Source organism: Limnothrix sp. FACHB-406 (assembly GCF_014698235.1).
Lineage (GTDB): Bacteria > Cyanobacteriota > Cyanobacteriia > CACIAM-69d > CACIAM-69d > CACIAM-69d.
Genome location: NZ_JACJSP010000013.1, coordinates 19,448 through 37,729 on the forward strand (window position 1 = coordinate 19,448; position 18,282 = coordinate 37,729).

Below are 18,282 nucleotides of genomic sequence, written 5' to 3' on the forward strand. Positions count from 1 at the left end.
GATCGCTGGGTGTGCTGCGGTACGAGCAACAATTGCCCTTATTTCAAATCGGCGATCGCCCCTCGGGCCATTTCGGCGATCGCCCGATCGGTCGCTTTCGGCAGGTGGTAATACTTGCCGCCCGCCGTTTCCGCCAGCTCCTTGGCGAAACCGGTGGAAACGAATTTGCTTTGGGTGTCAATTACCAGCAGCTTGATGTTCAGGGCGCGGATTTTGCCGGAAATATCCAGCAGCTCTTGCTTCACATCCGGTTTCTCATCCGGTTCCATCGGCTGGCCGAGCGATCGCGCTAGGGGCACATTCCCCCGACCGTCCGTAATCGCCACGATCACCACTTGCCCCACATCCCCCGACTGGCGGGCGTTGGTTCCCACGCGCACCGCCTGGGTCAAGCCATGGGCCAAGGGCGAGCCGCCGCCACAGGGCATGGTTTCCAGCCGTCGCTTGGCCGCCGAGATCGATCGCGTGGGGGGCAACAGCACCTCTGCTTGCTCACCCCGGAACGGAATCAGCGACACCTGATCGCGGTTTTGGTAAGCCTCCGTCAGCAACCGCAATACCGCGCCCTTGGCCGACTGCATCCGGTTCAGGGCCATCGACCCCGACGCATCCACCACAAACACCACCAAGGCTCCGGCCTTCCGGGCCAGGCGCTTGGCCCGCACGTCGCTTTCTTCGACGAATACGCGGCGACCCGTTTCGCCCGCAGCGGCGGCTCGGGTGCGGCGGGCTTTTTGGTAGGGCGCGGCCGATCGCAGGGTGGCATCGACGGCAATTCGGCGCACGGGGCCACGCGGCAAGACGGGTTTGATGTAGCGCCCCCGATCGTCCGAGAAGATGATCGATCGGCTGCCGGAGCTACCGCCCGATCGCTGGGCCGTGGTTTGGGCAAACAACAGCACCGACGGATCCATCACCACCCCTTCCGGGTCGAACACGAATTCCTCGGGGATGGCGGGCGGCTCGTCCGGTTGATCCTCGTCTTCGTTTTCGTCTTGATCTTCGTTTTCGTTGTCGGTTTCGTCGTCTTGCTCTTGTTCCGCTTCCGGCTGCTGTTGCGGCGGCGGGGGCGGCGGCGGCTGTTGCTCGTCCGGCGGCGTTTCAATCACCGTGGCCCGGGGCACAATCACCAACTCCACCGCCACCCGCAGGTCGTCGGCATTCACCGCCGTTCGCCCATCGAGGGCCGCGTGAGCCTTGGCAACCCGCACCGCAAACAGTTCCGCCCGATGACCCTGCACCCGGCCGCGCACCGCTTCTTGCACCAAATATTCCAACTGCTCGCGGCTGATGGTCACGTCCTTCAGCCATTCGCGCGCCAGCAGGATTTGGGTTTTCAGACCGTCCAGTTCTTCGGCATATTGCCCCAGGAAATCTTGGGGCGATCGGGCATAGCCCACGGCCCGATCGACCACTTCCACCCGCTGATCTAACCCCAAAGCCCCATCGGCGGACAGGGCGATCGCAATTCGATCGAGCAAATGCTCCCGCAGCGGCCCCTCTTCCGGGTTGTAGGTGGCGATCAACAGGGCTTGGCAGGGGTGGGCAAAGCTGATCCCTTCCCGCTCAATTTGGTTGCGCCCTTCCCCGATCGCCCCCAACAGCAGGTTGGCGATTTGGTCATCGAGCAAGTTCAGCTCATCGACATACATCACGCCCCGGTTCGCCTCCGCCAGCAAGCCGGGCTGAAACACCGTTTCACCGCGCTTCACGGACTGGCCCACATCCACCGAACCCAGCAGCCGATCTTCGGTCACGCCCAGGGGAATTTGCACAAAGGGCGCGGGAATCACTTTCCGGGGCACTTCGCCGGTAAATTGCAAGCCGTCTTCCCAGCGATCGGGCGCGTCCGGGTCGCAATTGCTGAGGGAGCCGTCCACCACCTCGATCGGGGGCAGCAGGGCATGGATCGCCCGGGCCATCACCGATTTGGCCGTGCCGCGCCGACCGGCGATCGCCACGCCCCCCAGGCCCGGATCGATCGCCGCCAACAGCAAAGCCATTTTGATCGACTCTTGGCCGATCACCGCCGTCAGCGGAAAGGCGATCGGGTCTCGGGTTTGGAGCGGCGCAGTAACGGACATGGCGGGCGAAAAAGGGAAGTTCTTATGATTAGTCTTGATGCTTTTCAGGATATCAGCGCAACGGGACAGCCGGGCCGGTTCGGGCGGCTGGAGGTTGCATCTGAATGGAACCCAGCTCGCTGAATCTTGCACAATGGTGTTAGTGACCATTGGCAAAATTCCGGGTCATCAATGGTCAAGGCGCTGAGGAGTTTGAGCTAATGACTTCCAAAATGATCGCCCCGATCACCTACGACAGCGACTATTACGGCTGGGTACAACAACAGGCCGAATTGTTGCGATCGGGGCAGTTTGATCAATTGGATTTGGAGAATTTGTTAGAAGAGGTTGAAAGCTTGGGGCGATCGGAAAAGCGAGCTTTAACCAGTCAGATTATCCGGCTCTATTGGCATCTGCTGAAATGGCAATACCAACCCCAAAAGCGATCGAACTCTTGGGCATTTTCCATTGAAGATGCGCGGGATGAAATCTTGGAATTACTCGACGAAAATCCCAGCTTTCGGCGTGATCTTGCGGATTGGATCGTCAAGAGCTATGAGCAGGCCCGCAAAAAAGCCGCCCGAGAAACGGGATTACCAATTGATACGTTCCCGATCGAGCCGCCGTTTACTTGGGAATTGGCGATGACCCTGCCGATCGAATATGTTGCTCGGGATTAGGATGCCACCGCATGGAAATACAGACGACTATCGAGTCGATCGCCCCGATCACCTACGACAGCGACTATTACGGCTGGGTGCAGCAGCAGTCCGAACTGTTGCGATCGGGGCAGTTTGATCAATTGGATTTGGAGAATTTGTTAGAAGAGGTTGAAAGCTTGGGGCGATCGGAAAAGCGAGCCTTAGCCAGTCAAATTACCCGGCTCTATCTGCATTTACTGAAATGGCGGTTTCAACCCGATCGCCGATCAAATTCTTGGGTGTTTAGCATTCGTTCCGCCCGCCGTGAAATTCAACAGTTACTCACCGACAATCCGAGTTTGAAACCCTGGCTTCCCAGTGCGATCGAGCAGGCCTATCCCCAAGCCCGCGAGCAAGCTTTTGTGGAAACAAAATTGCCCTTGAAGACGTTCCCGATCGAGCCGCCGTTTACCTGGAAATTGGCGCTCACGATGTCAATCGAGTATACCGATCAAGATGCTGATCAAGATATGGATCAAGATCAAAAATTGAGTTGATTTTGGTCTGCTCAACCGATCGAAATCTAGGCGATTTTTAGCTCCCCGATCGCCTCCAACCGCTTAAAGGCATTGAGCTGCACATATTTTTCTTCCAGCGCTTCCGACACATCGGGCCCAATCCAGCCCAGTTGTTTCAGGATGTGGATCGCAGCGGCATATTTGGCCCGCTTGGCCCCGTCTGTCACCTTGATGGCAATGCCCAGCCGCTCGCCCACGCGGCCCATACACTGCATCCCTTCGGCTCCCGCTTTGCTGACAATTTCGCCCCCCGTCAGCCGCATCAGATCTGTGTCAAAGCCACCATGGCCGGAAATCAGCTCCGGATAGCCGGTCATGGCCCGCACGATGCGCTCCAATTGCAGATTGTCGCCGGATGTGAGCTTGGCAAACAGGGTGGCCAACTCCTGAAGGGGCATCAGATAGGTGGGCGCGCCGCAATCGTCGCGGGCTACGACAAATTCTTGGGCAGGAATCCCGAGCAGCTCGCCAATGACACTGGAAACGGCTTGCTGGGCGGGGTGGGAATATTGCAGATAGTCCCCGATCGACCAATTGCCGTGGCGACACATGGCCAACATCCCCGCATGTTTGCCAGAGCAGTTGTGCTGAAGTGCGCTGGATTTGCCCTGGGGAATCGGGCATTGGAGGGCGCTGGGTTCAATGCCGCAATGCCAAAGGATGTTGAACACTTGACGGGCTTGGGCAATGTCTCCCTGATGGGAACTGCACATAATCGCCAGGTCGCGATTGCTGAGACCAAAGTGATCCAAGGTTCCAGAGGCAACCACGGCCAGGGCCTGGAAGGGTTTCAGAGCCGATCGCGCAAAGCTGGAGATGCCGGAATCGCCCGCCAACATCAACAAGCGCCCCCGATCATCGCAGGCCACTGCTTGCACCATGTGGGTGGACTCCACCAACCCTTCCCGCAGCAAGCGAATTTCAATATCGGCCGCGCGCGTTAATTTGCCCCGAGTCATAAAAACTGGTTTGAAACTTGTTTAGTTAGACATTAATTCCGCCAAAAACTGCGATTGTTCATCGCAATTTAAGATCAGCTTCGGCAATCAGCCCATTTTTTCGGTGTTTTCCATTCTTCAACGGATCTTGCGCGGATCGGGGCCTTGCGATCGAGCGAGTGCGATCGCGCCCACCATTCCCCATCCAGGTTAACCGAACCGGCCCCTAGACCAGGCCCCAAACGGCCGCCCCCGCCAGCAAGGTTCCTGCCAAAATCAGCACCAACCGCCGGAGCCGATCGAGCGTGGGCTTCACCTCATAGGAAACCACTAGCCGATCTTGGGCCAACATTTCCGGAGCCTTTTCCCAAACTTGGCCGTCATACCAGCCGGATTCTTCATAGATAATTTTTTCGCTGAACAGGCGACGGCCCACATAGCTCCAGGCCGAATAGATCCGCGCCAACACCAGCAACACGGGCAACACCGCCCCGCCACCGGCCCCCAACAGAAAGTGGGCCAGGTCTTTTTTGAGGGGGAAGCTGGCGGCGGCCACGGGCCCCACCACCAACCAGCTCCAGGCCCAAATCCACAGCAGCTTGATCACCAACCCTCGGCCCGGCAGGGTGGGCCAAGACAACAGCCAGGCCTCCTTCAACTCGGAAAACTCGTTGAGGGGTTGTTGTTCTTCGGGAACGGGGCAAACCGAACGGGGCGATCGCGTCATAAACAAGGGATGAATCAGCTCTGTTGCGCCGCTCAGGCATGGATGATCAACGGGGGGATCGAATCGAGATCCCTAGCCAGCCGTGTTGGACGATTCAGTGGCGGGCAGGGGCCGAAACTCCAGCCGTCTGCTGTGGCCCCAAAAGGCTTCCAAGTTGTAGTATTCGCGCTCCGTGGGCATCATCACATGCACCACCACATCGCCGTAGTCATGCAAAACCCAGCCGCCATCACCATAGCCAGCGGTGTTTTGGGGCCGGCGATCGAACTCGGTTTTCAGCTTCATCTCGATCGCGTCGGCAATGGCGCGAATTTGGGCCCGCGAAAACCCGGTCACAATCAGGAAATAGTCCGCCAGGTAGGAAACCTCCGTCACCTCCAGCAGCGCAATGTCTTCCCCTTTGCGATCGTCCGCCGCGTTGGCCGCCGCGATCGCCACTTCATAGCTGGAACCACGCCCCAGTTGATAGACCGCCCCCTTGGCCACAGGCGGCGCAAACTCCACTACCGTCTCATCGTCCCCTTCGTCTTCAATGCCCTCAGCCGTCAACAGGGCCAGCTCTTGCGCGTTCAACTTCAAATCCGGATCACTCATCAAAATTACGTCGCCGCGATCGGCTGGCGAGGTGAGTTCTACACAATGGCGCAACACAGTGGCACAAAACAGTGGCACAACGCAGGAACCCGAAACCAAAACGCTGATGAACGGTCGATCGATCAACCCAGCCTCCACCCCAAGCAAAACTTAAACGGTGGCAACAAACTGGGGCGATCGGGTCATGAAGATGAGAGCGCAGCCCTCCGGTTCACGGGTCACTGTTTTGAGTCACGCGCCATTGAACCTTCAGTCTAGCAAAAGCCGTTGTTCTGCGAATCGATCCCCTGAATTACCATCCCCAAAAGCATCCTTCCGCCAATCCTGGCCTGAATTTGCACCCGCCAGCTCACCTCATTTTTAAATTCTTGGGCCGCAACGCCAGCCTCCAAGTCTCTGTTAAAATGGCGGCGTTGTTATTGCCCCGTAGCACCCTTGAGTCCGTCTCTCGATCTTCCCAAGGTTGACGATTTTTTGCAGGAACTCGCTGCAATCCAGCAAACCGGCTCCAAGCGGATCGCCATCCTGGGTTCGCGCCACGTGCCGATTACGCATCAACAATTGATTGAAACCCTCAGCTATGCATTGGTGCTGGCCGGGAATCAAATTATTACTTCGGGTGCTACGGGAACCAACGCCGCTGCCATTCGCGGAGCCATGCGCGCCGATGCCAATTTGTTGACCGTGATTTTGCCCCAAAGTTTGGAGCGGCAACCGCGCGAATCTCGCGATCAATTGGAATCGGTGATTCATTTGGTTGAAAAACCAGAAAATGACCAGCTTTCTTTGGCGGAAGCCAGCTCCCTGTGCAACCACGAAATTATTTCCCGTTGCCAGCAGTTAATTTGCTTTGCCTTCCATGACAGTGTGACCCTGCTGCAAACCTGCCGGGAAGCTGAAGAACAGCGCCGGGTGGTCACGCTGTTCTATTTCGACTAGTTGATTCGACTTCCTGAAATTCGACTAGGTGAAAACGCATGATTTTGGGTTTTAGCATTCCCACTTTGCTGCTGGGTTCGATTTTTGTGGCGAGCTTTTTGGTCTATTTCCCTTACTTGGCGGTGGCCTATGCCCGGTTCCAGGTGGGGATGGATTTGGGCGCGCCCCGGGCCATGTTCGATCGCCTGCCGGACTATGGTAAGCGAGCCACTTGGGCCCACCAAAACAGCATTGAAACCTTTGCTCCCTATGCCGCTGCGGCCCTGGCGGCCTATGCCACCGGGGTCAACACCCCTGCGGCCGGTTGGGCAGCGGTGGCCTTTGTGGGAGCACGGGCGCTGTTTTCGGTGGCCTATTTGGCCAACATTCCTCCCCTGCGATCGCTGATGTTTGGCATTGGGCAAATTGCAATGATTTCGCTGTTTGTGCAAGCGCTCCAGCAAATTGCCTAGGGGGGCTGAATCCACGGCTGCATCAGTCACCATTGGCTAGTCTGGTTCATGGAAACTTGATCGTGAAGATTGATCACGAATTGGGCGATTCATTTTGTATTGGTTTGGATTGAAAAATTAGGGTTATGGCTGCGACGTTTTCCTTTGATGTGGTGAGTGAGTTCGATCGACAGGAGTTGGTCAACGCGATCGACCAATTGCAGCGAGATTTGAAATCCCGCTACGACCTGAAAGACACCAACACGATCGTTGAGCTGGGCGAAACCGATCTCACGATCGAAACCGCCAGCGAAATGACCCTTGAAGCTGTCACGGCCGTTTTGCGCGAGAAAGCCGCCAAACGAAAACTAGATCTGAAAATCTTTGACTTTGGCGACATTGAATCCGCGAGTGGCAACCGTGTTCGCCAAAAGGTGAAGTTGCAAAAGGGCATTCCCCAAGACATCGCCAAGCAAATCAGCAAATTGATTCGCGATGAGTTCAAAAAAGCCCAAGCCCAAATTCAAGGCGACGCAGTGCGCGTTTCTGCCAAATCCAAAGACGATCTGCAACTGGTGATCCAGCGCCTGAAGCAGGAAGATCTGCCCGTGGCGCTGCAATTCACTAACTATCGTTAGTCTCACCGGCTCCCCAATCCAGGAGCCGGCCCTGGCAACCCAAAACATTTTCAAGCACTTTGCCGTTGTGGCAAGGTGCTTCATCTTGGCAATGGGATACTGCCGCACAACCACGGCCAGATGCAGCGCGATCGCCCCGGTGGAATGGCCGGACTCGATCGTTATTGCAGCCACAACGGGTTGGCAAATGTCCAGAGACCACGATGTTGCTGGCTTGCTCAAGGACAAATTCTAATGCAACAATTTCGCATTAATTAGAATCTCTCTGTTGAGCCAGCGCGATCGCCATGACCATCACCACTTCTGAACAAGCCGCCGTTGAGCTTTATCAAGAGACGGCTGCCCAAGCCCGACACCCAGACGCAACCGATCCGCACGATCGCCTGTTGGTTTACCCTGCTTGGCTCTGGGACGGCTACATCCGAGAAGTGGAACTCCGGGAAGGCTTTGAAATCCAAGTCCATCACTACCGGCTGCGCGATCGCTGGGATGCGGCCCTGGCCGAGCGTGCCGAGTGGCTGTCGTTTCATTTCCACCTCTCCGGGCAGCACCAAGACAGTTACACCGAAGTCCACAACCTGGAATATGCCCTCTACGGCAGTGGTCTGGCCCCCAAGGATTGGATCATCGGCACAGACCGGAACCCGATCCTAGAAGTCCACATTTGGCTGTCGCCGCAGGTGTTTCAGTCCTTTGCGGGTCAAGACGGGGAACTCCCTCCGGCCTTGCGCCACCTTGTGCGGCCAGCCGACCAGCTCTACTACACCCGTGTGGGCAAAGTCTCAAGAGCCATGCAGCGGGTGCTGTGGCAAATCATTCGCTGTCCCTATCAGGGCATTACCAAGCGGATGTTTCTAGAGAGCAAGGCCCTGGAGGCGGTGATGCTGGTGCTGGCCGATGAGCTGAAAATTCAGCAGGAACAGCCATCAACCCATGAATCACCAAAGACTTGGGAAGGCGGCGCGGCGCTGGCGAACCTGAAGCCCGATGATATCGATCGCCTGCACCAGGCGCGATCAATCTTGCTGAAACACCTAGAGCAGCCCCCCTCATTGATGACTCTGGCGCAACAGGTGGGTCTGAACAGTCGGGCGTTAAAAGAAGGCTTTCGGCAGGTGTTTGGTCAGCCACCTTTTACCTATTTACATGACCATCGCCTAGAGCAAGCCAGACAGTTGCTCGAAACCGGCGAGCTAAAAGTGTCCGAAGTCGCGGCTGCTGTGGGCTTTGGCGATCGCAGTCACTTCGCCAAGCAGTTCAGAACCAAGTTCGGCATCAATCCCAAGCTCTATCAGGCCCAGCGCAAAAAGTTCTGCTAGCCCCCAAAAAAAGTACCGCGACTCACCAAAACGGCTTTGTTTTGCTGTTAGCCCTTGCTAGGCTCCTGAAAGTCTTTCTCAACTGCGGTGTGGGGTCATGGTGAATCGGTTGTCGGGTCTGGTTGTGGCGAGCGTGCTGTCGGTGGCAGGGCCGCAGGCCGTTTGGGCCGAAGACAACCCCATTCCTCGCGTCCAAGACCTTGGCCATCCTGCAACCAACCTACGGGAATGGCGAGCGCAAATTGAACGGGCCACCGTGCAAGTAACCGGCGTGCAACTGAACCGCACTGATACGGAACTTGAAATCGTCCTAGAAAGCGCCGAAGATCAGCCCCTGGAAATTGATGCGACTCAGTTCCGTACTGAGGGCAATAGCCTCGTTGCCGAGATTCCGAATGCCGTGCTGGCACTACCCGCAGGACAAGCCTTTGTGGCGGAGAACCCGATCGCTGACATCGCCACAGTGCAGGTGACGCAGCAAGACAGCAACACGATCCGGGTCAGCGTCACCGGAACCAACGCCCTGCCCACCACCGAAGTGACCCTGACCACCGCCGGCCTGGCCTATAGCCTCAACCCTGCCGGGGAGGAGCCAGACGAAGAACTCGTGGTTACCGGAGCAGGGCAACGGGGCTATCGCGTACCAAACTCCGCCGCCGCAACGCGAACAGATACGCCCTTACGCGATATTCCCCAATCGATTCAGATCATTCCCCAAGAACTGCTGCAAGACCAACGGGCTGACGTGACCAGCGCCTTGCTGAATGCGCCTAGTGTGCGGGTTGGCTCGCCGTCTAACTTTGACGCGGTGCGGGCCCAGGTGCGAGGCTTTTTCACCTCGCCCACCGTCGATGGCATAGTCGCACGGGATTTTAATGGGGTCTCTGCCAATATTGGCCCTGACCTCACGGGGATTGAGCAAATTGAAGTGCTCCAAGGGCCCAACTCCATTTTGTTTGGCTCATCCTCTCCGGGAGGAACGATCAACTTTGTCACAAAGCGCCCTTTGAGCGATCCCTATTACTTTGTGGAAGCGAGCGCGGGCAGCTTCGATTTTTACCGGGGCGAAGTGGATCTGTCTGGCCCCCTCGATCGCGACAAAAACATTCTTTATCGACTGAATTCTTCCTATCGCGACCAAGAGCTTTTCACGGATTCCAGCCGAACTAGAAACTTCGTGATTGCGCCAGTTCTGAGTTTTGCCTTGGGTGAAGACACCACACTCAGCGTTGAAGGCACTTACAAACATTTGTCCCGTGATAACGCCACCCACGGACTGCCGATTGTGGGCACAATTTTGGATAACCCCCTGGGGGATGTGCCGCGCAACCGCAACCTGACGGAAAGTGATGCTGAAGTTCGACAAACCCGAATTGGCTACAAGCTGGAGCATCAATTTAATGAAAATTGGTCATTAAATCATGCGTTTCGATATGGGTGGATGGAGTTTGACACCTTTGGCCGATTTCCGGGAGCGCTGGGTGCTGACAATCGAACTTTATCAACCAGCTTTTCTGACATTTCCGATCAGTATTTTGACTATCGGATGACTACGAATGTGGTGGGTAAGTTTGCGACTGGCTCCATTCAGCATCAATTATTATTTGGGGTTGATTTAGGGCGATCGGATATTGAGCTGAAGTTCACGGGGCTAGAAGGCCCGCCCATTGATTTGTTTGATCCCGCCTTTGGGGCATCGCCTGGCGCGGTGACCTTTAGCAGTGAAGACAGCATTGTGACCGATGAGCTGGGGATTTTGCTGCAAGATCAAATCACCCTAGCAGATAACTTGAAGGTGCTGATCGGTGGTCGGTTTGACATGTTTAGACAGACTGGCGATTTCGGCAATCCCGATCTGGTTCAGACGGGCGAGGCCTTTAGTCCTCGGCTAGGGATTGTTTATCAACCGATCGAACCGATTTCTCTGTATGCCAACTACAGTCGATCGTTTGAACCAACTATTGGTCGTTCTCGCGACGACAGTACTTTTGAGCCTACCCGAGGAACCCAGTTTGAAATTGGGGTGAAAGCCGATTTAAGCGATCGGCTTTCGGCAACTTTAGCGTGGTACAACATCACCCAAAAAAATGTGCTAACCACCGATCCCGTTGATGACAACTTCTCAGTGCAAACGGGAGAGCAGCGGAGTCGGGGTGTTGAACTCAGCGTGGCAGGGGAGATTTTGCCAGGGTGGAATATTTTTGCCAGCTATGCTTACAACGACGCAAGAATCACCGAGGACAATAACTCGGATCTGGTGAATAACCGTGTCCAACGCACTGCGCCCCATGCAGCAAGTTTGTGGACAACCTACGAAATTCAGGAAGGCGATTTTCAAGGGTTGGGATTTGGCGTGGGCTTGTTTTATGTGGGCGATCGCGCAGGTGACAACGCCAATACGTTTGAGTTGCCGAGCTACCTGACAACTGATGCCGCAATTTTTTATAAACGGAACGGATTCCGCGCGGCAATCAACATCAAAAACCTCTTTGATGTGGAGTACTTTGAAGGGTCTTTCAACCGCAACCGCATCTTTTATGGCGCACCGTTGACCGTGCAAGCCAGTTTTTCTTGGACGTTTTAACCCAGCGATCGGCGATCGCCCAGTATTCATCAGCCGGGGTAAGCATGAAATGGAATCACCACAAAAGCCTTTACCAAAATCACTCACTCGCCTGCTTTCTGCCAAACTCAGAACGATTTCTTTCTTCATTCATCGCTGGTTAGGTTTGGCGATCGGGATTTTGTTGTGCATTGCGGGTTTGACTGGCAGCGTTCTCGTTTTTTGGCACGAAATTGATCATTGGGTGCTGGTTCAGCGGCTGGGAACCGTTGTGCCTGCCGGGACAATAGTGCCCGTTGCTGCCATCATCGAATCGATCAAAACGGCCTATGGGAAAAAGCAATGGAACCTCAGCACGGTTGCGCCACCCCAATCAGCCCAGGAACCCTATCAAGCCTGGTTGGAAACCCCAGCGCATCACCATTGGCAGGTGTTTGTGCATCCCTACACGGGGCAAATTATGGGCGATCGGGAATGGGAAACCAGTTGGGTTGGCCTAATTTATGACCTCCATTACAAACTGCTGGCAGGGGAAACAGGAACCCTAATTATGGGCATTGTTGCGTTGCTGACGCTGATCTTGGGCCTCACTGGCATTGTGTTGTGGCCGGGCTGGCGCAACTTCATGGCTGGATTCAAAATCAAGTGGAAAAATGCCCATATCAAACGAACCAACTTTGATATTCATAAAGTTTCAGGCATTATTACTGCAATCTTTTTGGGCTTGATTGGGTTCACTGGATTTGCCTGGAATGTGCCTCAAGCCAAGGTGAATGAGGCGATTTATGCTGTTACTTTCACGCCCAAGCCAGCCCCGCCAGTTTCCAAGCCTATTCCAGGTCAGCAGCCTTTATCCATTGCTGAGTTGATCCAGCGAGCTGAAGCGGTGATTCCCGATGCGACGATGACCTATATCGTGCTCCCTAAAAAGCCGGAATCTCCATTGATTGTGAGCAAGCGGCAAACCCAAGAAAGCTCGCAATGGGGCAATACTAGAGTGGCGATCGATCAGTTTACCGGTGAGTTAATTCAACTGACTGATGGGCTGAAGCCGACTCGGGCGGAGGCGATTATGAGTCAATTTGATGCGGTTCACTTTGGGACTTTTGGCGGTCTGGCAACTCGAATTCTTTACGTTTTCGTTGGGTTGGCTCCCCTAGCGCTATTAATCACTGGTTTCGTGATGTGGAAGCATCGGCGCAGGGTTCCCAAGCCGGGCCATTCCTAAGTCAATGAATTTATTAGTTGCACTACGGATCTTGATTTGGAGGCGATCGCCCAACTCAGGACTGATGACCTGCTGAACCCCTAAAACCAATACAGCTTTTACCGAAAACGATTAGTACGCTATATCGAAGATGCTATGAGGCAGTTAGTAGCTGTGCAGTGCCCATCCTACGGGCCACTATCTCCCGCACCAATACCAAGCTTGCGGAGTATTTCCCAAACTGGTAGGAATGATCTAAATGTATGATAAGAGTATTTTGGTATATTATCAGCGTAGTACAAATTATCAAAATTCACCAAATAGATATACTCAATATATCTCAAGTATATCTTCCGAAGTAGACCGGTTTCATATATGTCTAGATTGTGCGTAAATACAGAACTAATGACGCTTGTTTTTACGCCATACCAGTCAGGAAGTGAAATTTCGGATTCTATTTTCTTATGATCTGTTGTTAGAAAGCATCGATCAAATTCACTTTTTACTATTTGAATTGCAAGTCCATGAAAGTTATATTCCAATTCTGAAAACCAATATTTTCTTGAATCTTCATCAAGTTGATCGTAAATAGATTGTATTTCTGAAGATCGTCCCTTAGCAGTCTCACCATAAACGACATCATTATCGCAAGAGTTTCTAAACGAGGCGAAAGGGTTTATGAAAACTGCATATATTACATTGGGGTGAGGGAGAATGTCTGCAATTTCTCCCCAATTTTGAGTAGCGTAGACAATCGCATGAAAGCCTTCTGCTTCAAGTCGATGAGATATTGAGCTTGAAATTGTATTTAAAGCCTTTCTAGAATAATCAGGGATTATTTGTTTATTATCTTTGTCTGTATCTATCCAGCCGCTTAGTTCTTCAAATTCTATGGCAACAGTGTACATTGATCTATCGTCGAGTAAATTATTTTCAAACCATTGGTAGTATGATGAATCTGGGTAGTAAACAGTTAGTATTATTTCGCCGTTATCCTGTTCTGATGGAATAAAAGCAGCAGAAGAGTGGTTATTCCATAACACTTCTTGTACAAAAGCATCTCTGACTGTTCTTGTTTCCATTGGTGCGATCAATATGGTATTTACACCTTGTTCTGCTAAACCAGGGAATATTGAGTAGAAATGATTTGCATAAGCTAAAAGTTCAGTAAAGGCTTGTCGCTCTGTCTGCTTTGATTTTTTTAGCTCAATAATCGTTAAGCCTATACATTCAGAATTGCCAAATAAGTCAATTCGTGTGGTTGAGTTGCCTTGCTTTTCTAGTCGTAACTCTTTTGCAGAAAGAATAAGTGACTCAAGACCATCAATAATCCGGTTGATTTTTTCTTCAACAATTTGTTGAAGCAATATACTTATTGGGGGAAAACCATCTCCATTCCAAACAATTGGATCACGTCGCCCTTTAATAATTTTGAACAAAGATTCTTTATGTTTTTCATAAATCAGATCCCTCAACTGATTTTCGCTTAATTTCATTTAAAGCCTTCCACAAATTTAGATACAAGATAACTCGTCTCGATAAAATATCGTCGAACAACTCCAGACCTACCAGCTAGTAGGGTGGGCATTGCGATCTAGCCAAAATGGTATCTATCCTTAAAACAGGAATTGCCTCTCCCCGGAGTTTGATTGGATAGCTTTCACTATGGACTATGGGTATAGGTGGACATTGCCCACCCTACTGGCTGGCTAGTATAGCTACTCATCCTGTTTGAGGCTTTCGATAGCTGATACTACGTCCTGGAGAATTTCCCCAAACCCACTTAGTTGCTCATCAAATGCATCACCGTTAGCGGCGTAGAGTGAGTTTTGTCTCTCCATTTCCAACGCCTTTTTTGCTTGAATGACATCGGAAACAGAGATGTTGAACTCCTTGGCTAGGTGCGTTGCACTCTCCAAGAATGATCTCAAATCGCCTGAAGAAATGAGACGGTAGTTCCGTGGTTCCTGCTCGAATAATGTGCCCATAGTAATCTCCTCTATCAATCAGTTTCACACTGTCATTTTGGTTAAAGTTTAATACTTAGACTTTAACAACAGGATGACACCCTCATCTTCCGATCGTAGCTTCTGGCATTGTCAGGATCTATCAATTCGGCAAGACGATCGCCCGTGGAACCCAGCCTGCCCGATCGCCCACCAGAACCAACGCAGTGTTAGGCAATGGGCACAACATGGAGACGTAACCCAAGCACCTGTAAAACCTTGAGAACCGTAGCAAACTCTGGATTACCTTCGATTGACAAAGCCTTGTAGAGACTTTCACGCCCCAACCCTGTTTCACGGGCAATCTGGGTCATCCCTTTAGAACGGGCAACATCTCCCAACGCTGCTACGACTAGGCTCGGATCACCCTCTTCAAGAGCAGCTTCCAGATAAGCAGCGATATCTTCCTTGGTTTCCAGATGATCTGCTGCATCCCAAGAATGAGTTTGAACGATCGCCATAGAAACTCCCTATAGGTCGTTTGCTGAATCTAAGGCTGTTTAAATATCTCTTTCCTGAGTGCGTTGATTTTCTCCTGAAATAAGGATAGGTGGGCAATGCCCACCCTACTGGCTAAGTTGGAGAAATAGGGATAATTGCATTCTCTATCGGATCGATCAAATATAATGCCTTTTGATACATTAGTTGTTTCATAACATCAACGAACCATTTGCGAGCGCAAATTTCAAAAGCTATAATGCTTGAATCCACATCATGGTAAGCACCGTCTACAAGTTCAACTTCTATGTTCATAATAGGATATCTGTCAAAAATTTCTGATTCAATCGCTTCAGATAAGCCTCTTTGAATTCCAGGAATACATTCAGAAGGAATTTCAATCCCTAACTCAATTGCTCCAGATAAGCCTCTTTGAATTCCAGGAATATATTCAGAAGGAATTGCTCCTCCTCTTATACGATCAATAAAAGTAAATCCAGCGCCAGATTGATTTGAACGTAATCTAGCTACTATTTTGGCGTATTGCCTGGCACTACCGCTTGACTTTTGATGCGTGAACTCATGTTCCACATCTACATCATCGGCAATTTGTACGTAATAAGCCACATCTATTTCGCTCATATATTTCTTCCTCAGGAGCGTTTTTGCAAATAAGGCGGAATGTCAAGGGTGCGCTGAACTTTAATCTGTAGCGTGACTCATAAACTGGTCAACTTTTTTGCGTCGGCTCCAACGTTCTTGTTATTTCAACAGAGTCCCCCAAGATATGGGCGTGCCAGAAGCCTGAGCTTATCCATCACTATATTGCCGCCTCTAGCAACTCATGTCCTCAATCACGGTGGTCGAAGCGATCGCAACTCCTCAAATAACCCTGTCTAGCTGTTAGCCTGTCGTGGTTTCTGAGATTGTAAAAATTTACGAATTTGGCAAGACGATCGCCCGTTGTACCCAACCAGCCCGATCGCCCCGGGCCGTGAGATCCACCACCATTCCTGGTTCGCCACGCACCAGCCAAACCACCCGCGATCGATCGTCCGTCGGATCCATGTGGTCGTAATAGGGCGTAGTCGGTTGGTGCGATCGCCCCGCCAGATGACCCAAACTCACTTCCGGTTGACCGCTGATCAGCTCCGCACCCGGCGGTAGGGCGATCGCCGCGCGACAGGGTTGCACCGCCCCCTTTTCGATCGCCTTTTGCGTGCCATTGGTCGGCAGCCAGCCCGTGTTTTGCACCACCCACTCCACTTGGAACAGCCGATCGCCCAAGGATTGCGCCGTGGCCTTCACCGGTTCCAGGCGCGGCGAAATCAGCAATTGCCACAGCAGCCAGCGGGGAAACCGTTCGATTTCTCGTTCCAACAGGTGAGCCGGTGGGTTGCGCCAGGTGCAAATTTGGTTCCAGCCGCCCAGTTCCACCTTGCCCAGTTGCGGATGCTCCCAGGCGTACCAATCCACATAGCCGCGCCCGTCCAGCACCTCATCGTTCCACTTCAGCAGCGCCAAATCTTCCTCGATCGGGTGGTCGTCCAGCCATTCCAGCAGTTTCGGCGTTTTCACCCCCGCCGCTTGGGGCAAGTTCCACAGCTCCACCGTCCAGGCAAATAGCCCCCGCTCCTCATAGCACCAATCGTCAAAGGCTCCGGTCATCACGTTTTTCGGATGGTCGCAGTAGCCCTCAAACACGCTGGTGGCGGGGTAGTCCGTCAGTTCCGTGCCCTTTTGCCCGATCGCCCGGTAATTCAGCCAATCCGCTTGGGGCAATTCCATATCGGTGGCGTGGCTGTAGGGACGCAACAGCAGGCCGCCAAAGGTGTGAAAGGCCACGGCGGCGTTCAGGTTGGGGTGATGGGCAATGAAGTCCGCGATCGCCCGCGTTTCCGGCTCCGAGGTGGGATAGTTGCCTGCGCCGGTCTGTTCCGGTTCCGGTCGCCACTGCATCGGGAAATTGCGGTTTAGATCCAACCCTTCGATCGGGCGTGGCGTGGTGATCGTCGCGCCGTCGTAGCGATCAATCCGGCCCTCCGGCAGCAGTCGATAGTAAGTGCCGCCGGTTTCGATCGGGTCGCGCCGCACCAGCAACCGGGGATCGCGATCGGACACTTTCCAGGCCCCATTCGGATCGGGCACACGCATCCAAAGGATCCGCCCGTCCCCATCGATATCTTCCATTTGCAGTTCGCTGGGGCCGCCCGCCAACCGATCGCCCGGATAGGGTCGAGTGCTCGATCGCACAAATTTGGGGCGATCGGCCAGGGCCAGCTCGGCTCCGTCGGGATTCACGCGAGGGCAAATATAAAACGTCCGCGAATCCAGACAGCGGGTAACGTCCGGATCGCTGCCGTAGTGCTTTGTCAAAAAGTCGAGGAGATAGAGGCAGGCCGTGGAAGGCGCAAGTTCCGTGGCGTGGATATTGCCATCCACCCAGAGGGCTGGCTTGTGGCGATCGGGCCCCGTCTCGCTATTGGTGATGGTTAGTAACCAAATATCCCGGCCCTCGTAGCTGCGGCCAATCGATGCCAATTGGACAAGCTGCGGAAATGCGGCCGCGTAGCTCTGCAAAATCTCCGACAGTTCCGCATAGCGGTAGAGACGATCAAAAGAAACCTGACCCATGGGTGTTCTGTGTTCTTGGCCCAGCCCGACCAGAGGATGCATCGTGAATCACCATACCCGCCCATGCGGGGCTTGATCGGGATGCCGATTGACGTGAATTGACGTAAATCGACATGAAGACGTAAATCAAAAACGACTAACGCGAGATCTATGCCTGATCAAAACCCAATCAAAACCCAATCATGACCAAACCAAGGCTCATGCCGCCGGTTTGGGGCCGGTTGGGGGGAAATCAAACCCGGCCGGATTGTTCACCAACCAGGGCGATCGTGGCTCAGGAAGGGATGCCAGCCTTTGGATTCCAGCACTTTAACACCTCTATGAGGGGTCTTGCCCCCCATTGCCTCCACCCTTGTCGCAATTCCCGTACCCGCGCGATCGCGCCAGGCTATACAGAATCCTTTAGATTAGTTTTAAGGTTGTAAACATTTATTCACAGTTTCCCACCCCCTAGCTCAAAACATCGGTACTGATTTGGGGCTAAGGAGCCGCTGTGAGCCTGTTGCTAGCCCATTGTTGGGCTGTTGACTTGGTTGATGACGAATCCCCGGGATCTGTCCATGGAT

19 protein-coding genes are annotated in these 18,282 nt (G+C 53.2%); 10 read left to right on the forward strand and 9 right to left on the reverse strand.

All coding sequences use genetic code 11. The features are described 5' to 3' along the window. Window positions 1–38: 38 nt before the first annotated feature. The gene (gene bchD / locus H6G53_RS13050) at window positions 39–2,084 is read right to left on the reverse strand and encodes a magnesium chelatase ATPase subunit D (protein WP_190533590.1); all 2,046 of its coding nucleotides are present in this window, start codon (window positions 2,082–2,084) and stop codon (window positions 39–41) included. Between the two features lie 200 nt (window positions 2,085–2,284). Between bchD and H6G53_RS13055 the strand changes: the two genes are divergently transcribed. After that, window positions 2,285–2,743, forward strand: coding sequence for a DUF29 domain-containing protein (locus H6G53_RS13055; RefSeq protein ID WP_190533592.1), 459 nt, complete (start codon window positions 2,285–2,287; stop codon window positions 2,741–2,743). Between the two features lie 11 nt (window positions 2,744–2,754). After that, on the forward strand, window positions 2,755–3,261 hold the full coding sequence (locus H6G53_RS13060) for a DUF29 domain-containing protein (protein WP_190533595.1): 507 nt from the start codon (window positions 2,755–2,757) through the stop codon (window positions 3,259–3,261). Window positions 3,262–3,287: 26 nt separating this feature from the next. On the opposite strand, the gene H6G53_RS13065 is transcribed toward H6G53_RS13060, so the two are convergent. The 3 genes from H6G53_RS13065 to rsfS all read right to left on the reverse strand — a co-directional run bounded on the left by H6G53_RS13065 (window position 3,288) and on the right by rsfS (window position 5,409). After that, the gene (locus H6G53_RS13065) at window positions 3,288–4,241 is read right to left on the reverse strand and encodes an asparaginase (RefSeq protein ID WP_099533424.1); all 954 of its coding nucleotides are present in this window, start codon (window positions 4,239–4,241) and stop codon (window positions 3,288–3,290) included. A 205-nt stretch (window positions 4,242–4,446) separates the two neighbouring features. Next, window positions 4,447–4,947 carry a CGLD27 family protein gene (locus H6G53_RS13070; RefSeq protein WP_190528179.1) on the reverse strand — a complete coding sequence of 167 codons (501 nt, stop codon included), beginning with the start codon at window positions 4,945–4,947 and terminating at the stop codon, window positions 4,447–4,449. Window positions 4,948–5,019: 72 nt separating this feature from the next. Next, window positions 5,020–5,409, reverse strand: a complete 390-nt coding sequence (gene rsfS / locus H6G53_RS13075; RefSeq protein ID WP_370567079.1) for a ribosome silencing factor — start codon at window positions 5,407–5,409, stop codon at window positions 5,020–5,022. Window positions 5,410–5,586: 177 nt separating this feature from the next. Between rsfS and H6G53_RS13080 the strand changes: the two genes are divergently transcribed. The 8 genes from H6G53_RS13080 (at window position 5,587) to H6G53_RS13115 (ending at window position 12,659) form a co-directional block, all read left to right on the forward strand. Beyond that, window positions 5,587–5,799 carry a hypothetical protein gene (locus tag H6G53_RS13080; protein WP_190353626.1) on the forward strand — a complete coding sequence of 71 codons (213 nt, stop codon included), beginning with the start codon at window positions 5,587–5,589 and terminating at the stop codon, window positions 5,797–5,799. A gap of 177 nt (window positions 5,800–5,976) precedes the next feature. Continuing rightward, on the forward strand, window positions 5,977–6,480 hold the full coding sequence (locus H6G53_RS13085; protein WP_099533428.1) for a DNA-processing protein DprA: 504 nt from the start codon (window positions 5,977–5,979) through the stop codon (window positions 6,478–6,480). Window positions 6,481–6,518: 38 nt separating this feature from the next. Then, window positions 6,519–6,932: an MAPEG family protein gene (locus tag H6G53_RS13090; RefSeq protein ID WP_190353627.1), complete on the forward strand. Its 414-nt coding sequence runs from the start codon at window positions 6,519–6,521 to the stop codon at window positions 6,930–6,932. Between the two features lie 125 nt (window positions 6,933–7,057). Next, entirely contained in the window at window positions 7,058–7,549 is a 492-nt protein-coding gene (locus H6G53_RS13095) for a YajQ family cyclic di-GMP-binding protein (protein ID WP_099533429.1), read from the forward strand. Between the two features lie 91 nt (window positions 7,550–7,640). Continuing rightward, window positions 7,641–7,784, forward strand: coding sequence for a hypothetical protein (locus tag H6G53_RS13100; RefSeq protein WP_190533597.1), 144 nt, complete (start codon window positions 7,641–7,643; stop codon window positions 7,782–7,784). A 52-nt stretch (window positions 7,785–7,836) separates the two neighbouring features. After that, window positions 7,837–8,868 (forward strand): AraC family transcriptional regulator, encoded by a 1,032-nt coding sequence (locus H6G53_RS13105; protein ID WP_099533431.1) that lies wholly within the window; start codon window positions 7,837–7,839, stop codon window positions 8,866–8,868. A 97-nt stretch (window positions 8,869–8,965) separates the two neighbouring features. Beyond that, window positions 8,966–11,452 (forward strand): TonB-dependent siderophore receptor, encoded by a 2,487-nt coding sequence (locus tag H6G53_RS13110; RefSeq protein WP_190533599.1) that lies wholly within the window; start codon window positions 8,966–8,968, stop codon window positions 11,450–11,452. A 49-nt stretch (window positions 11,453–11,501) separates the two neighbouring features. Then, window positions 11,502–12,659 carry a PepSY domain-containing protein gene (locus H6G53_RS13115; protein WP_190533603.1) on the forward strand — a complete coding sequence of 386 codons (1,158 nt, stop codon included), beginning with the start codon at window positions 11,502–11,504 and terminating at the stop codon, window positions 12,657–12,659. 167 nt (window positions 12,660–12,826) lie between these two features. Here H6G53_RS13115 and H6G53_RS13120 read toward each other — a convergent pair whose 3' ends face one another. From H6G53_RS13120 to H6G53_RS13140, 5 genes are all read right to left on the reverse strand, one after another. Next, window positions 12,827–14,134: a hypothetical protein gene (locus H6G53_RS13120; protein ID WP_190533606.1), complete on the reverse strand. Its 1,308-nt coding sequence runs from the start codon at window positions 14,132–14,134 to the stop codon at window positions 12,827–12,829. Between the two features lie 222 nt (window positions 14,135–14,356). Next, window positions 14,357–14,626 carry a hypothetical protein gene (locus H6G53_RS13125; protein WP_190533609.1) on the reverse strand — a complete coding sequence of 90 codons (270 nt, stop codon included), beginning with the start codon at window positions 14,624–14,626 and terminating at the stop codon, window positions 14,357–14,359. A 188-nt stretch (window positions 14,627–14,814) separates the two neighbouring features. Then, window positions 14,815–15,105: an addiction module antidote protein gene (locus H6G53_RS13130; protein WP_190533614.1), complete on the reverse strand. Its 291-nt coding sequence runs from the start codon at window positions 15,103–15,105 to the stop codon at window positions 14,815–14,817. A 112-nt stretch (window positions 15,106–15,217) separates the two neighbouring features. Beyond that, window positions 15,218–15,724 carry a hypothetical protein gene (locus H6G53_RS13135; protein WP_190533619.1) on the reverse strand — a complete coding sequence of 169 codons (507 nt, stop codon included), beginning with the start codon at window positions 15,722–15,724 and terminating at the stop codon, window positions 15,218–15,220. Between the two features lie 294 nt (window positions 15,725–16,018). After that, window positions 16,019–17,716 (reverse strand): M14 family metallopeptidase, encoded by a 1,698-nt coding sequence (locus tag H6G53_RS13140; RefSeq protein WP_190533623.1) that lies wholly within the window; start codon window positions 17,714–17,716, stop codon window positions 16,019–16,021. Between the last annotated feature and the right edge of the window lie 566 nt (window positions 17,717–18,282).

Excerpts from the sequence above, each read along its gene's own strand:
- bchD (WP_190533590.1), bottom strand. The coding sequence starts at position 2,084 with ATGTCCGTTACTGCGCCGCTCCAAACCCGAGACCCGATCGCCTTTCCG.
- H6G53_RS13055 (WP_190533592.1), top strand. The coding sequence starts at position 2,285 with ATGACTTCCAAAATGATCGCCCCGATCACCTACGACAGCGACTATTAC.
- H6G53_RS13060 (WP_190533595.1), top strand. The coding sequence starts at position 2,755 with ATGGAAATACAGACGACTATCGAGTCGATCGCCCCGATCACCTACGAC.
- H6G53_RS13065 (WP_099533424.1), bottom strand. The coding sequence starts at position 4,241 with ATGACTCGGGGCAAATTAACGCGCGCGGCCGATATTGAAATTCGCTTG.
- H6G53_RS13070 (WP_190528179.1), bottom strand. The coding sequence starts at position 4,947 with ATGACGCGATCGCCCCGTTCGGTTTGCCCCGTTCCCGAAGAACAACAA.
- H6G53_RS13080 (WP_190353626.1), top strand. The coding sequence starts at position 5,587 with ATGGCGCAACACAGTGGCACAAAACAGTGGCACAACGCAGGAACCCGA.
- H6G53_RS13090 (WP_190353627.1), top strand. The coding sequence starts at position 6,519 with ATGATTTTGGGTTTTAGCATTCCCACTTTGCTGCTGGGTTCGATTTTT.
- H6G53_RS13095 (WP_099533429.1), top strand. The coding sequence starts at position 7,058 with ATGGCTGCGACGTTTTCCTTTGATGTGGTGAGTGAGTTCGATCGACAG.
- H6G53_RS13100 (WP_190533597.1), top strand. The coding sequence starts at position 7,641 with ATGGGATACTGCCGCACAACCACGGCCAGATGCAGCGCGATCGCCCCG.
- H6G53_RS13105 (WP_099533431.1), top strand. The coding sequence starts at position 7,837 with ATGACCATCACCACTTCTGAACAAGCCGCCGTTGAGCTTTATCAAGAG.
- H6G53_RS13110 (WP_190533599.1), top strand. The coding sequence starts at position 8,966 with ATGGTGAATCGGTTGTCGGGTCTGGTTGTGGCGAGCGTGCTGTCGGTG.
- H6G53_RS13115 (WP_190533603.1), top strand. The coding sequence starts at position 11,502 with ATGGAATCACCACAAAAGCCTTTACCAAAATCACTCACTCGCCTGCTT.
- H6G53_RS13120 (WP_190533606.1), bottom strand. The coding sequence starts at position 14,134 with ATGAAATTAAGCGAAAATCAGTTGAGGGATCTGATTTATGAAAAACAT.
- H6G53_RS13125 (WP_190533609.1), bottom strand. The coding sequence starts at position 14,626 with ATGGGCACATTATTCGAGCAGGAACCACGGAACTACCGTCTCATTTCT.
- H6G53_RS13130 (WP_190533614.1), bottom strand. The coding sequence starts at position 15,105 with ATGGCGATCGTTCAAACTCATTCTTGGGATGCAGCAGATCATCTGGAA.
- H6G53_RS13135 (WP_190533619.1), bottom strand. The coding sequence starts at position 15,724 with ATGAGCGAAATAGATGTGGCTTATTACGTACAAATTGCCGATGATGTA.
- H6G53_RS13140 (WP_190533623.1), bottom strand. The coding sequence starts at position 17,716 with ATGGGTCAGGTTTCTTTTGATCGTCTCTACCGCTATGCGGAACTGTCG.